Source organism: Luteimonas wenzhouensis (assembly GCF_007859305.1).
Classification (GTDB): Bacteria; Pseudomonadota; Gammaproteobacteria; order Xanthomonadales; family Xanthomonadaceae; genus Luteimonas; species Luteimonas wenzhouensis.
This window is the reverse complement of the sequence record NZ_VOHE01000005.1, coordinates 168,398-181,371: the sequence shown is the minus strand read 5'-3', so window position 1 is coordinate 181,371 and position 12,974 is coordinate 168,398. Positions and strand designations below refer to the sequence as shown.

General features: G+C 72.8%; 9 protein-coding genes. 4 read left to right on the top strand and 5 right to left on the bottom strand.

Translation table 11 applies throughout. The features are described 5' to 3' along the window. Positions 1-11 precede the first annotated feature (11 nt). Positions 12-1,679, top strand: coding sequence for a serine hydrolase (locus FQY79_RS10970; RefSeq protein ID WP_146312955.1), 1,668 nt, complete (start codon positions 12-14; stop codon positions 1,677-1,679). 12 nt (positions 1,680-1,691) lie between these two features. On the opposite strand, the gene FQY79_RS10965 is transcribed toward FQY79_RS10970, so the two are convergent. Both FQY79_RS10965 and FQY79_RS10960 read right to left on the bottom strand, forming a co-directional pair. Beyond that, on the bottom strand, positions 1,692-2,231 hold the full coding sequence (locus FQY79_RS10965) for a hypothetical protein (protein ID WP_146312954.1): 540 nt from the start codon (positions 2,229-2,231) through the stop codon (positions 1,692-1,694). A 133-nt stretch (positions 2,232-2,364) separates the two neighbouring features. After that, positions 2,365-6,072 carry an indolepyruvate ferredoxin oxidoreductase family protein gene (locus FQY79_RS10960; protein WP_146312953.1) on the bottom strand — a complete coding sequence of 1,236 codons (3,708 nt, stop codon included), beginning with the start codon at positions 6,070-6,072 and terminating at the stop codon, positions 2,365-2,367. Positions 6,073-6,239: 167 nt separating this feature from the next. Between FQY79_RS10960 and FQY79_RS10955 the strand changes: the two genes are divergently transcribed. Beyond that, positions 6,240-8,093, top strand: coding sequence for a putative bifunctional diguanylate cyclase/phosphodiesterase (locus FQY79_RS10955; RefSeq protein ID WP_146312952.1), 1,854 nt, complete (start codon positions 6,240-6,242; stop codon positions 8,091-8,093). 185 nt (positions 8,094-8,278) lie between these two features. Here the strand turns inward: FQY79_RS10955 and FQY79_RS10950 are convergent, their stop codons facing one another. The 3 genes from FQY79_RS10950 to ubiK all read right to left on the bottom strand — a co-directional run bounded on the left by FQY79_RS10950 (position 8,279) and on the right by ubiK (position 12,229). Beyond that, entirely contained in the window at positions 8,279-10,336 is a 2,058-nt protein-coding gene (locus FQY79_RS10950; protein ID WP_146312951.1) for a S9 family peptidase, read from the bottom strand. 92 nt (positions 10,337-10,428) lie between these two features. After that, a complete protein-coding gene (locus FQY79_RS10945) occupies positions 10,429-11,940 on the bottom strand; it encodes a YifB family Mg chelatase-like AAA ATPase (RefSeq protein ID WP_146312950.1) in 1,512 nt (503 codons plus the stop codon). Positions 11,941-11,950: 10 nt separating this feature from the next. Further along, on the bottom strand, positions 11,951-12,229 hold the full coding sequence (gene ubiK / locus FQY79_RS10940; protein WP_146312949.1) for a ubiquinone biosynthesis accessory factor UbiK: 279 nt from the start codon (positions 12,227-12,229) through the stop codon (positions 11,951-11,953). Between the two features lie 165 nt (positions 12,230-12,394). Between ubiK and FQY79_RS10935 the strand changes: the two genes are divergently transcribed. Both FQY79_RS10935 and FQY79_RS10930 read left to right on the top strand, forming a co-directional pair. Further along, on the top strand, positions 12,395-12,733 hold the full coding sequence (locus FQY79_RS10935) for a P-II family nitrogen regulator (protein WP_146312948.1): 339 nt from the start codon (positions 12,395-12,397) through the stop codon (positions 12,731-12,733). 9 nt (positions 12,734-12,742) lie between these two features. Further along, positions 12,743-12,970, top strand: coding sequence for a KR domain-containing protein (locus tag FQY79_RS10930; protein WP_146312947.1), 228 nt, complete (start codon positions 12,743-12,745; stop codon positions 12,968-12,970). The last annotated feature ends 4 nt before the right edge of the window (positions 12,971-12,974 follow it).

Sequence of the window (12,974 nt, the reverse complement as noted above, 5' to 3'; positions counted from 1 at the left end):
GGACTGGTCCCATGCGCCTGACCGCCTTCGCCCTGCTGCTGCTCCTGCCCGTCGCGGCGCATGCCGCCCTGCCGACCCCCGACGAAGTGGCCGCTCATGCCGCGCGCACGCTGGCGGCCGAATGCGACGACGACGCCCCCGGCATGGCGGTGCTGGTGGCGCGCGGCGACCAGGTGCTGTACCGCGGCGCCTGCGGCAAGGCCAGCCTCGAACTCGGCGTGGACCTGTCGCCGGACCACGTGTTCCGGATCGGATCGGTGACCAAGCAGTTCACCGCGGCGGCGGTACTGAAGCTGGCCGGCGAAGGCCGCCTGTCGCTGGACGATCCGCTCGACCGGTTCCTGCCCGGCTACCCCGGCGGCGAGGCGATCACCGTGCGCATGCTGCTCGACCACACCTCGGGCGTGCGCAGCTACACCTCGATGCCGGACGTGATGCCCGACGGCACGATCCGCCGCGACCTCACCACCGCGCAGCTGGTGGACGTGTTCAAGGACGAGAAGCCCGACTTCGCCCCGGGCCAGGGCTGGCGCTACAACAACTCCGGCTACGTGCTGGCCGGGGCCGTGATCGAGGCGGTCACGGGCAAGTCGTGGCACGGTTACCTGGACGAGGCGTTCTTCCGTCCACTGGGGATGGCGTCGACCCGCTACGGCCATCCGGCCGACGCGGTGATCCCGGGCCATGTCAACGGCTATACCCGCCAGGGCGACCGCTGGGCCCCGGCGCTGCCGCTGAGCATGACCCAGCCGCATGCCGCGGGCGCGCTGGTGTCCACCGTCGACGACCTGCTGCGCTGGAACCGCGCCCTGCACGGCGGGCGGGTGCTCGACGACGCGGCCTACCGTGCGATGACCACGCCGGCGGGCAAGGCCGCCGACGGCGAGTACGGCTTCGGCATCTTCGCCCGGACCCTGCGCGGCCAGCGCTACCTCGAACACGGCGGCGGCATCTTCGGCTTCGTCAGCGCGCTGGGCTACGTGCCCGGGGAACAGGTGACCGTGGCGGTGCTGCGCAACAGCGACGGGCTGGCCCCGGGCAGGCAGAGCCCCGAGCAGCTCGCCCGCGCGCTGGCCGCGCATGCGATCGGGCGGCCGTATCCGGACAAGACGCCCATCGAGGTCGATGCGGCCGCGCTCAAGGAGTACGCCGGGGTGTACCGCATCGACGCCGACAGCACGCGCGTGGTGCGGGTCAGCGACGGCCACCTGACGTCGCAGCGCACCGGCGGCCGCCCCTACCGCCTGATCCCGGTGGCGAAGGACGAGTTCGTGTTCCCCCAAGGACACTCGCGGGTGGTGTTCGAGCGCGACGCCGAGGGCCGGGTGGTGGCGATGCGCTACTTCCCCGAGGACGAGGGCGAGGGCGAGCGGGTCGAACGCTCGGACGAGCCGCCGCCGCAGGGGCGCGTGGAGACCACCCTGCCGCGCGCGGCGCTGGAGCGGGTCGCGGGCGAGTACGTGCTCGACGGCGCGCTCCTGCGCGTGTTCCTCGATGGCGACACGCCGAAGGTGCAGCTCGAGGGCCAGCCGGCGCTCGAGATCTTCGCCGAGTCCGGCTCGCGCTTCTTCCTCAAGGCGGTGGATGCGACGCTGCGGTTCGAGCCCGACGACGCGGCGCCCCGGCGGGTGGTGCTGACCCAGGGCGGGCGCACGATGGTGTTCGTGCGCAGGGAGTGACCCGGCGCGGCCTCAGCCGCGCCAGAGCACCGGACCGGGGGCCGGGCAGCGCTTGACCGGCTCCGGATCCTCGCGCCCGCTGTCGAACAGCCAGCAGTCGTCGAGCACCGAGCAGTAGCAGGCGCGCATGCGCACGTTGTGGCGCTCCCGGTCGAGTGCCTTCCAGATCGCGTCGGGCGCGTCCTCGGGCTGGATCTGCAGCATCCGCACCCACTCGTCCGCGCCCAGCACGCGGTTCTGCACGCCGCTGCTGATCCCGTACACCTCCTCGACCTGGGCGGGCGAGGATGCGCAGCACCGCCGCAGCAGCTCGCGCCAGTCGGCCAGCGGGGCATCGCGGTAGTACATCTCCAGCCAGCGCACGCGCGCCGGCCCGGTACCGCGGTTGAGCAGGTCGATGCCGAGCTGGGGCGCGCCGTCGGGCGCGGTATTGCTGGTGCTGAACAGCAGCGAGGGCCAGATGCTGGCGGCCAGCATCCGCTCCTGGGTGCGGTTGGCGCTGATCGCCACGAACAGCGAGACCACCGAGAGCAGGATGGCGCTGGCGCCCACCACCAGCTCGAAGCGGCCGCCGCGCGCGGAGGGCGCGGCGGCCGGAGGCGGCGGTGCCTGGGGCGGTGGGGCGGTGGGGCGGGAGGCGGCGGTACGTCCGGTTCCGTGGTCATCGCTGCACGCCTCCTCTGGTTCAAGCCGCCTGCACGATCCTGAGCGGATTGTTCCATTCGCGCAGCAGTTCGGCTTCGCGGGCCTTGGCCTGGTGCAGGTGCGCTTCCTTGACGTGGCCGTAGCCGCGGATCTGCTCGGGGATGCTGGCGATCTCGGCCGCGAGGCCGACGTTGCCGCCGTCGAGCCGGTCCAGCAGCCCGCCGATGGTGCGCTCGTAGTCGTCGATCAGCTGGCGCTCCATGCGCCGCTCGGCGGTGCGGCCGAACACGTCGAACGGGCCACCGCGCAGGAACCGCAGCTTCGCCAGCAGGCCGAAGGCCTTCAGCATCCACGGGCCGTACTCGCGCTTGACCAGTTCGCCCTTCTCGTTGCGCCTGGCCAGCAGCGGCGGGGCGAGGTGGAAGTGCAGCCGGTAGTCGCCGTCGAACTGCTGCTCGAGCCGGCGCATGAACTCGCCGCTGGTGTACAGCCGCGCCACCTCGTACTCGTCCTTGTAGGCCATGAGCTTGAAGAAGTAGCGCGCCACCGCCTCGGACAGGTCGGTCGAGCCCGGCGCGCGGGTGCGCTCGGCCTCGCGCACGCGGGCGACGAAGTCCGAATACCGCTTCGCGTACCTGGCGTCCTGGTACTCGGTGAGGAACTCGACCCGGCGCGCGATCAGTTCGTCGAGCGAGCGCGACAGGCGCAGGTCGTCGAGGGGCAGGAACGCGACCGCGTCGGTGCCGGCGTGCGGCGGCACGTGGCGCAGTTCGTCGCCGGCGCGCAGCGCGCGCGGCGCGCTGGTCGCGCCCCACTCGGTGCTCTCCCACTCGCCCGGCGGCAGCGACTGCAGCTGCGACGGCGTGTCCTCGGCCGCGGTGGGCGCGTTGCGCACGACGCCCGCGGCCTCGTACACCGCCTCCGGATCGATCGCCGCCAGCCGGCCCCAGGCAAACGCGGTCTTGTTCATCTCCACCGCCGCGCCGTTGAGTTCCACCGCGCGCATCAGCGAGTCCAGCGACAGCGGCACCAGCCCGCGCTGCCAGGCATAGCCGAGCATGAACAGGTTGGTGGCGATCGCGTCGCCCATCAGCGCGGTGGCGAGCTCGGTGGCGTCGATCTGCAGCGGCGACTCGCCGCCCAGCGCCTGGCGCACCGCCTGGATGATGTCGGCGGCCGGGAACTCCATGTCCGGGCGCGTGGTGAAGGTGCCCGGCATGGCCTCCCAGGTGTTGAGCACCACGTGGGAGCGGCCGGCGCGGATCTTGGACAGCGCCCAGTAGTCGTTGACCACCACCATGTCGCAGCCGAGCACCAGGTCGGCCTCGCCGGCGGCGATGCGCACCGCGTGGATGTCCCGCGGCGTGCGCGCGATGCGGATGTGGGTGGTCACCGCGCCGCCCTTCTGCGCCAGGCCGGTCTGGTCGAGCACGGTCGAGCCCAGGCCCTCGAGATGGCCGGCCATGCCCAGCAGCGCGCCGATGGTGACCACGCCGGTGCCGCCGACGCCGGTGATCAGGATGTTCCAGGGCTGCGACAGGTCGCTGGCGAACACCGGCGGCGGCAGGCTGGCCAGGCGCGCCGCGGTCGCCGCCTTGTCGCCCTTGCGCGGCCTGCCGCCGTGCACCGTGACGAAGCTCGGGCAGAAGCCCTCGACGCAGCGGTAGTCCTTGTTGCAGTTGCTCTGGTCGATCTCGCGCTTGCGCCCGTACTCGGTGTCCTTCGGCAGCACCGAGACGCAGAAGCTCTTCTTCCCGCAGTCGCCGCAACCTTCGCACACCAGGGTGTTGATGAATACGCGCCTGGGCGGGTCGGGCATCCGGCCGCGCTTGCGCCGGCGGCGCTTCTCGGTGGCGCAGACCTGGTCGTAGATCAGCACGCTCACGCCCTTGACCTCGCGCAGCCGGCGCTGCACCGCGTCGAGCTGGCTGCGGTCCTCGAACTCGGTGCCGGCGGGGAAGATCGAGCGGTCGCGCCACTTGCCGATGTCGTCGCTGACCACGACGATCGTATGCACGCCCTCGCTGCGCACCTGGTGGGCGATCTGCGGCACGCTCAGCACGCCGTCGACCGGCTGCCCGCCGGTCATCGCCACCGCGTCGTTGTAGAGGATCTTGTAGGTGATGTTGACCCCGGCCGCGATCGCCTGGCGGATCGCCAGCGAGCCGGAGTGGAAATAGGTGCCGTCGCCCAGGTTCTGGAACACGTGCGGGGTGTCGGTGAACGCGGCCTGCCCGCACCAGGTGACGCCCTCGCCGCCCATCTGGGTGAAGGTGTCGGTGCTGCGGTCCATCCACGTGACCATGTAGTGGCAGCCGATGCCGCCCAGCGCGCGCGAGCCCTCCGGGACCACGGTCGAGGTGTTGTGCGGGCAGCCCGAGCAGTAGTGCGGTACCCGCGGGAACTGCGCGCGCGGCAGGGCCAGCTCGCCCTCCTTGAGCTCCATCCAGCGCAGCACCTCGCGGATGTGCGCGGTGTCGCGGCTGCCCTGGGGCACGAACTTCATCAGCCGCCGCGCGATCACGCCGGCGATGGTGGCCGGGGTCAGCTCGCCGGTGGAGGGCAGGATCCAGTTGCCCTCCTCGTCGTACTTGCCGACGATCGAGGGGCGGTCGCCCTCGAAGTTGTAGAACAGCTCCTTCATCTGGCTCTCGATGAAGGCGTGCTTCTCCTCGACCACGAGGATGTCGCGCAGGCCGCGGGCGAAGGCGCGGATGCCCAGCGGCTCGAGCGGCCAGGTCATGCCGATCTTGTAGACGCGGATGCCCAGCTCGCGGCAGCGGTCGGCGTCGAGGCCGAGGTACTCCAGCGCCTGCAGCACGTCCAGGTAGCTCTTGCCGGTGGTGACGATGCCCAGGCAGGCGTCGGGCGTGTCGATCACCATCCTGTCGATGCGGTTGGCGCGGGCGAAGGCCTGCGCCGCCTTGACCGCGTAGCGGTGCAGGCGCATCTCCTGGTCGAGCGGCGGATCCGGCCAGCGGATGTTGAGCCCGCCCGGTGGCAGTTCGAAGTCCTCCGGCGTGACGATCTGCAGCGCCAGCGGGTCCACGTCCACCGACGCGGACGACTCCACGGTCTCGGCGATGGTCTTGAAGCCCACCCAGCGCCCGGTGTAGCGGCTCATCGCCCAGCCGACCAGGCCCATGTCGAGGATGTCCTGGACGCCGGCCGGGTTGAGGATCGGCATCATCGCGCTGGTGAACTCGCCCTCGCTGCCGTGCGGCAGGGTGGACGAACGGCAGGCGTGGTCGTCGGCGGCCAGCGCCAGCACGCCGCCGTGCTTCGAGGTGCCGGCGGCGTTGCCGTGCTTGAACACGTCGCCGCAGCGGTCCACGCCCGGGCCCTTGCCGTACCACATGGCGTAGACGCCATCGACCTTGGCGCCGGGGAACAGGTTGGTCTGCTGGGTGCCCCAGACCATGGTCGCGCCCAGGTCCTCGTTGAGGCCGGGCTGGAACTTCACGTTCGCCTGCTCGAGGTACTTGCGCGCGCGCCACAGCTCCAGGTCGAAGCCGCCCAGCGGCGAACCGCGGTAGCCGGAGATGAAGCCGCCGGTGTCCAGCCCCGCGGCCTGGTCGCGCAGCCGCTGCATCAGTGGCAGCCGCACCAGCGCCTGCACGCCCGACAGGTAGATCCGCCCCCGGGTGCGGGTGTACTTGTGGTCGAGGGTGTAGTCGGGGTCGGTCACACCCCGGGTCAGTCCGGTATGGGCCGAGGCGGGGGACGAGAGTTCGGCGGTGCTGGTCATGGAAGCTCGCTTGGCGGGCGGCGCGGGGATCGCCGCCGGTCCTGATAGATAGTCTCAATTGTAACAGTGGCATCCCGGGACCCAGGTTTGCCGCGGACCCCGTGAGGGGTATACAACAAACACCCACGGGGGCTGGACCGGCGCCAGCCGGGGCCAAGGGGAGGCCGATGTCACCCGAAGTACAGGCGAGTGTGCGCGAACGCGGAGCCTGGGCCCGGCGCCACAACCAGGCGCTGGTGTCGCTGGCGCGCCGGGTCTGGCAGGACGCCTGCTCGCTCGAGGATGCCTTCGCGGTGATCTGCGAGACCGCGGCCGAGACCCTTGACGTCGAACGGGTCAACATCTGGCGGCACGATCCCGAGGCCCGGCGGCTGAGCTGCCTGCACCATTACCAGCGCAGCACCGGCCGCCACTCCCGGCCGCGGGACATGGTCCTGCACGTCGACGCCGACTACTCGCAGGCCCTGGACGAGGTGCGGGTGATCAACATGGCCTCGGTCGAGCGCGACGGGGGTGGCAACGGCCTGGGCGAGTACCTGCGGCGGCATGGCATCGGCTCGCTGCTCGACGCGCCGGTGCGCTCGGCCGGCGAGCTGCTCGGGGTGATCTGCCACGAACACGTCGGCCCGTCCCGGGTGTGGACGCCCGAGGACCAGGCCTTCGCCGGCAGCATCGGCGACTACGTGGCCATGGCCTACGAGATCGACCGGCGGCGCCGGCTCGAAGGGCAGGTGCGCCACCTCGAACTGTTCGACCCGCACACCAGCCTGCCCAACCGCGACCACCTGGTGCAGCTGGTGCACGCGGCGCTGCGGCCGATCCCCGGTGGCGAGGCCGGGCCGGTGGTGATCCACCTGCACCTGGACGCTTCGCCGCACGAGGGCGACGCCCGCCACGAGGTCCTGGTCGAGGCCGCGACGCGCCTGCTCGAAGAGCTCGACGGACACGCCACGCTCGCGCGCGTGCGCGGCAACGCGTTCGCGGTGCTGCCGCACCGGGCGATGCACGAGACCGAGGCCCTGGAACTCGCCGAGCGCTGCACCGACCTGGCCCAGGCCCAGCTCGACGCCAGCGGCACCGCCGCCATCGTCACCGCCGGCATCGCCTTCGCGCGCGACCTGTCGGCGCCATCGGCCGACAACCTGCTGCGCAACGCCGAGACCGCCGCGCTCACGGCGCGCAGCTCGCGCCTGCACCGCTGCGAGGTGTTCGACGCCGGGCGCCACCGCGAACTGGTCGCGCGCATCCGCACCGAGCGCGCGCTGCGCGACGCATTCGAGTCGGGCCAGCTCAAGGTGCATTTCCAGCCCGAGGTCGACCTGTCGAGCGGCCGCTGGATCGCGGCCGAGGCCCTGCTGCGCTGGCACGACAGCGACGGCAACTGCCGCCCGGCGTGCGAGTTCATCGACATCATCGAAGGCTGCGGCCTGATCCTGCCGATCGGGCGCTGGATGCTGGGCGAAGCCTGCCGCCAGGCCCTGGCCTGGCCCGCGCCCGCGGACGGCCCGGCGCCCAGGCTGCGGGTGAACCTGTCGGCGCGCCAGTTCGCCCAGGCCTCGCTGGTGGACGACGTGCGCCAGGCCCTGGCCGACAGCGGCCTGCCGCCGTCGCGGCTGTGCGTGGAGCTGACCGAGAGCGCGCTGCTGCCGGACATCGACACCGCCGTGGACACCCTCAAGCGCCTGCGCGAGCTCGGGATCTCGATCGCCCTCGACGACTTCGGCACCGGCTATTCCTCGCTGTCCCACCTCAAGCGCCTGCCGATCGACGTGCTCAAGCTCGACCGCAGCTTCATCGCCGGCCTGCCCGACGACCCGCACGACCTGGCCATCGTCCAGGCCATCGCCGGCCTGGCCCGCAGCACCGGCCTGGACGTGGTCGCCGAAGGCGTCGAGACCGAGGCCCAGGTGCGCGCCCTGCGCGATTGCGGCGTGGAACGGGCACAGGGGTTCCTGTTCTCGAAAGCGGTGGAGAACGCGGAGCTGGTGCAGGGATTCGGGGCCAGCGCGACGCCAGGCTGAAGGGCCCGCGCCGACCCGGGAGCGGGCCGCAATCGGCAGCGCCGTATGACCGGCCCTTCACCCGGCGGCCGTTGCGCGCCGGCCACGAAGCCCTCGCGCATGCGCTCCTGCGACGCGCACGCCGGAGGTCCGCCCACCGTCCGGGCCGGCCGCTCCCCGCGCCGCGGGGAGCGCGCCACGCGCGGTTACTGGCGCACGTCCCGGGTATGCGACCGCAGCGCCTCGGCCAGGCCGGGGACGCCGTCGGCGCCGGTGGGGACGGTGATGCTCGAGCCGTTGAAGTCGTCGCCGATCGGCTGTGCGCGGCCGCCCAGGCACTGGGCGAGGAAGCCCTCGGCCACGGCGTTGAACGCCTTGCTGTTCTCGGCGCGGGCGAAGCCGTGGCCTTCGTCGGGGAACAGCACGTAGGTGACCGGGATCCCCTTGGCGGTCATCGCGTTGACGATCTGGTCGCTCTCGTCCTGCTTCACGCGCGGGTCGTTGGCGCCCTGGCCGATCAGCAGCGGCCTGCGGATCGCGTCGACGCGGGTGAGCGGGGAGCGTTCGGTGAGCCAGGCGCGGCCTTCCTCGGTCTCCGGGTCGCCCATGCGCCGCACGAGCTGCTTGTAGAAGCTGGCCCAGTACGGGGGCACCGTGGAGAGCAGGGTATTGAGGTTGGCCGGGCCGACGATGTCGACGCCGCAGGCGAAGGTGTCCGGGGTGAAGGTGAGGCCGACCAGGGTGGCGTAGCCGCCGTAGCTGCCGCCCATGATCGCGACCTTGTCGGCGGTGGTGGTGCCCGACTCGACCGCCCACTGCACCGCGTCGATGAGGTCGTCGTGCATGCCGGCCGCCCACTCCCCGTCGCCGGCGTTGGTGAAGTCCTTGCCGAAGCCGGTCGAGCCGCGGTAGTTCACGCTCAGCACCGCATAGCCGCGGTTGGCCAGCCACTGCTGCCAGCCGCTGTAGCCGTAGGCATCGCGCGCCCAGGGGCCGCCGTGCACCAGCAGCACCAGCGGCACCGGGCTGTCGGCCTTGCCGTCGCCATCGGCGTCGGCATGCGCCGGGAGGGTGAGGTAGCTCACCAGGGTCTTGCCGTCGCGCGACTCCAGTTCCAGCGGCCACATCGGCACCAGCGGCTTGCCGGCCAGCGCCGGGCGGCCGGAGAACAGGTGGGTCAGCTCGCCGTTGCCGTGGCCGTCGCGGTCGTAGCGGTAGTACTCGACCGGCGACTCGGCGGCCGAATACGCCACGATCCAGGTGCGGTCGTCCAAGGTGCGGGTGTTGATCGACGCTTCGCCCGGCCCGATCGCGGCGATGCGCTCGAGGTCGGCGCGGATCGCATCGTCGAGCACCGTCCACTCCTCGCGCAGGTAGTTGACCGACACCGCCTGCACTTCGCCCGTGGCCGGATCGGCAAGCCCGCCGCCGACATCCGCGCGCGCATCCTCGTGGACCAGGCGGCGCTCGCCGGTGGCGGTGTCGATCGCGAACAGGGCGCTGGTGTTGCGCCCGCGCGATTCGCGCAGGTAGAGCGTGGAGCCGTCGTCGGTGAGGCCGGCGTAGCCGGTGCTCAGGCCGTCCTCGAACGGGATCTCGTCGTACTTCTCCCAGTCGTCGCCGGCGCGGCGCAGCAGGTCGATGCCGCCGTCGGGGCGCGAGCGGGTGGCGAAGCGCAGCCGGTAGTCGGCGTCGGCCACGTACTCGCCGATCTGGCCGGTGTTCTCCTCGACCAGGGTGCGCTCGCCGCTGGCCAGGTCGACCCGGTACAGGTCGTGCCACTGCGGGTCGCGGTCGTTCATGCCCACCAGCACGGTGCCCGGATGGCGCCTGCTCACGCCCACGACCCGGGCGGTGGTCTTCCCGTACGAGGTCAGGTCGCGGGCGGCGCCGCTGCGCAGGTCGACCGCGTACAGGTGGAAGTCCTCGTCGCCGCCGGTGTCGCGCAGGTACAGCAGGGTGTCGGGCAGATACGACCAGAAATAACTGCGGATACCGCGCGCGGTGTCGCGGGTCACCGCGCGCGCCGCGGACGGATCGTCGGCGGGCGCCACCCACACGTTGAGCGTGCCGTCCAGCGGCGCGATCCAGCTCAGGTAGCGGCCGTCCGGGCTCATCTGCACGTTGGCGCGCTCGGGGTTGCCGAACAGCGCATCGCGCGGGATCAGTTCCACCTCGTCGAGCGAGGCCGGCGCGGCCGTGGCGGTGCCGCCGGCGGCGGCGAGGGCGAGAGCAACGGCGGAGGCAAGCAGCAGGCGATGCATGGACGGCTCCGGGCAGGTTCGGGGCACCGAGCATACGGCGGAAGCCGCCCGCCTGCCGCAGGGGCCCGCCGGGCCGGGATCCGGCGACGGGGTCAGGCGGCCCTGCGGTCGTGGCCGCAGGGCTGGCGGTAGCCCAGGGCCTCGGTGAGGTGCGCGGTGGCGATGGCGTCGCAGCCGGCCAGGTCGGCGATGGTGCGGGCCACGCGCAGGATCCGGTGCACGGAGCGCGCCGACAGGGACAGCGACTCGACCGCGCGTTCGAGCAGGGCCTGGTCGGCCGGACGCAGGCGACAGGCCTCGGCGGTGGCGGCCTGCGAGAGTCGCGCGTTGGGGCGGCCGCCACGGCGGCGCTGGATTTCGCGCGCGGCCTCGACCCGGGCGCGGATCGACGCGCTGCATTCGCCGGGCGGCGCGTCGGGGCGCAGCTCCGAGGGCGGCAGCCGCGGCACCTCGACGTGCAGGTCGATGCGGTCGAGCAGCGGGCCGGAGATCCGCGCGCGGTAGCGCTCGATCTGGTCGGCGGTGCAGCGGCAGCGTCCGGACAGGTCGCCGGCCCAGCCGCAGGGACACGGGTTCATGGCCGCCACCAGCTGGAACCGCGCCGGGAACTCGACCTGGCGTGCGGCGCGCGAGATCGTGACCACACCCGATTCGAGCGGTTCGCGCAGCACCTCCAGGGCCGCGCGGCCCCATTCGGGCAGCTCGTCCAGGAACAGCACGCCGTTGTGGGCGAGCGAGATCTCGCCCGGACGCGGGTCGCTGCCCCCGCCGGCCAGGGCGATCGCGCTGGCGGTGTGGTGCGGAGCGCGGAACGGGCGTTCGCGCCAGCAGGCCGGATCCAGCCCGCGCCCGCCGACCGAGGCCACCGCGGCGGTTTCCAGCGCCTCGGCCTCGCTGGCCTCGGGCAGCAGGCCGGGCAGGCGGGTGGCGAGCAGGGTCTTGCCGCAGCCCGGCGGACCGGACAGCAGCAGGTGGTGGCCACCGGCGGCGGCGATTTCCAGCGCGCGCCGCGCCTGCGCCTGGCCGCGCACCTCGCGCATGTCCGGGCGCTCGACCGCGCGCTGCGGCGGCGCCACCGCCGGGGGCAGCTGCTTGCGGCCGGCGAGCAGGGCACAGACCTCGAGCAGGGTGCGCGCGGTGCAGGCCTCGAGCCCGGCGGCCAGTGCGGCCTCGGGCCCGTTGGCCTCGGCGACCACCAGGCGCCGCCCGGCGCGGGCGGCGGCCAGCGCCGCCGGCAGCACGCCGTCGACCGGGCGCAGTTCGCCGGCCAGCCCGAGTTCGCCGAGGAATTCGCAGCCGGCCAGCGGCTCACGCGGGACCTGGCCGCTGGCGGCGAGGATCCCCAGCGCGATCGGCAGGTCGAAGCGGCCGCCACCCTTGGGCAGGTCGGCCGGGGCGAGGTTGACCGTGATCCGGCGCGCCGGGAATTCGAACTGCGCGCACTGGATCGCGGCGCGCACCCGGTCCTTGGCCTCGCGCACCGCGGCCTCGGGCAGGCCGACGATCGACATCGAGGGCAGGCCGCCGCCCAGGTGCACCTCGACCGTCACCGCGGGCGCGTGCACGCCGGCGCGCGCGCGTCCATGCACGAGCGCAAGCCCCATGGCGGCGGGCTCAGCCGGCGTCGGGGCCGGGCGCGTCCCCGCCGCTGGCCAGGCGCGCCTCCAGTTCGGCGACCGTGGCCTGCAGCTGTTCGAGCTTCTCGCGCGTGCGCAGCAGCACCGCGCGCTGCACCTCGAACTCCTCGCGGGTGACCAGGTCGAGCTTGGCCAGCCCGGATTGCAGCACGGCCTTGAAGTTCTCCTGCAGCTCTTCGCGGCTCTCGCGCAGGCCGGGCGGGACCAGGCCGCTGAGGCGGCGGGCGAGGTCGTCGATGTGGTTGAGGTCGATCATGCCGCGGCTCCGGTGTTCGTGGATGCGCCCAGCGTGGCCCGCACCGCGTGAGGGCGCAGTCGGGGCCGGGCGCGGGCGGCCGTAGGAAAACCCCGGCCGCCCGGCGGCGGTATGCTAACGCCGCGCCGCGACCGCGCGTCACGACCCCACCTTTGGAGCCTGCAGATGAAGATGGTGATGGCGATCATCAAGCCGTTCAAACTCGACGACGTGCGCGAGGCGCTGGGCGAGGTCGGGGTCACCGGCATCACCGTCACCGAGGTCAAGGGTTTCGGCCGGCAGAAGGGCCACACCGAGCTCTACCGCGGGGCCGAGTACGTGGTCGACTTCCTGCCCAAGGTCAAGCTCGAGATCGCGGTCACCGACGACCAGGTCGAGCCGGTGACCGAGGCGATCGTCAAGGCCGCGGGCACCGGCAAGATCGGCGACGGCAAGGTGTTCGTCTACGACCTGCTGCGCGCGGTCCGGATCCGTACCGGCGAACTGGACGCCGACGCCCTCTGAGGGCGCGTCATGTACGCGATCCTCGGCGCCACCGGACAGGTCGGGCGGGCGGTCGTCGCCAGCCTGGCCGCGGACGGGCACGCGGCGCGCATGCGGCTGATCGGCCGGACCCCGTCGGCAGACGCGCCCGCCGGCGCCGCGGCATTCGAGGCCGGCGCCGCGGCATTCGCACCGGCCGACCTGGAGGTCGCCGGCGAGGAATCGTTCGAGGACGTGCTGCGCCGCGCCCTGGCCTGAGGCC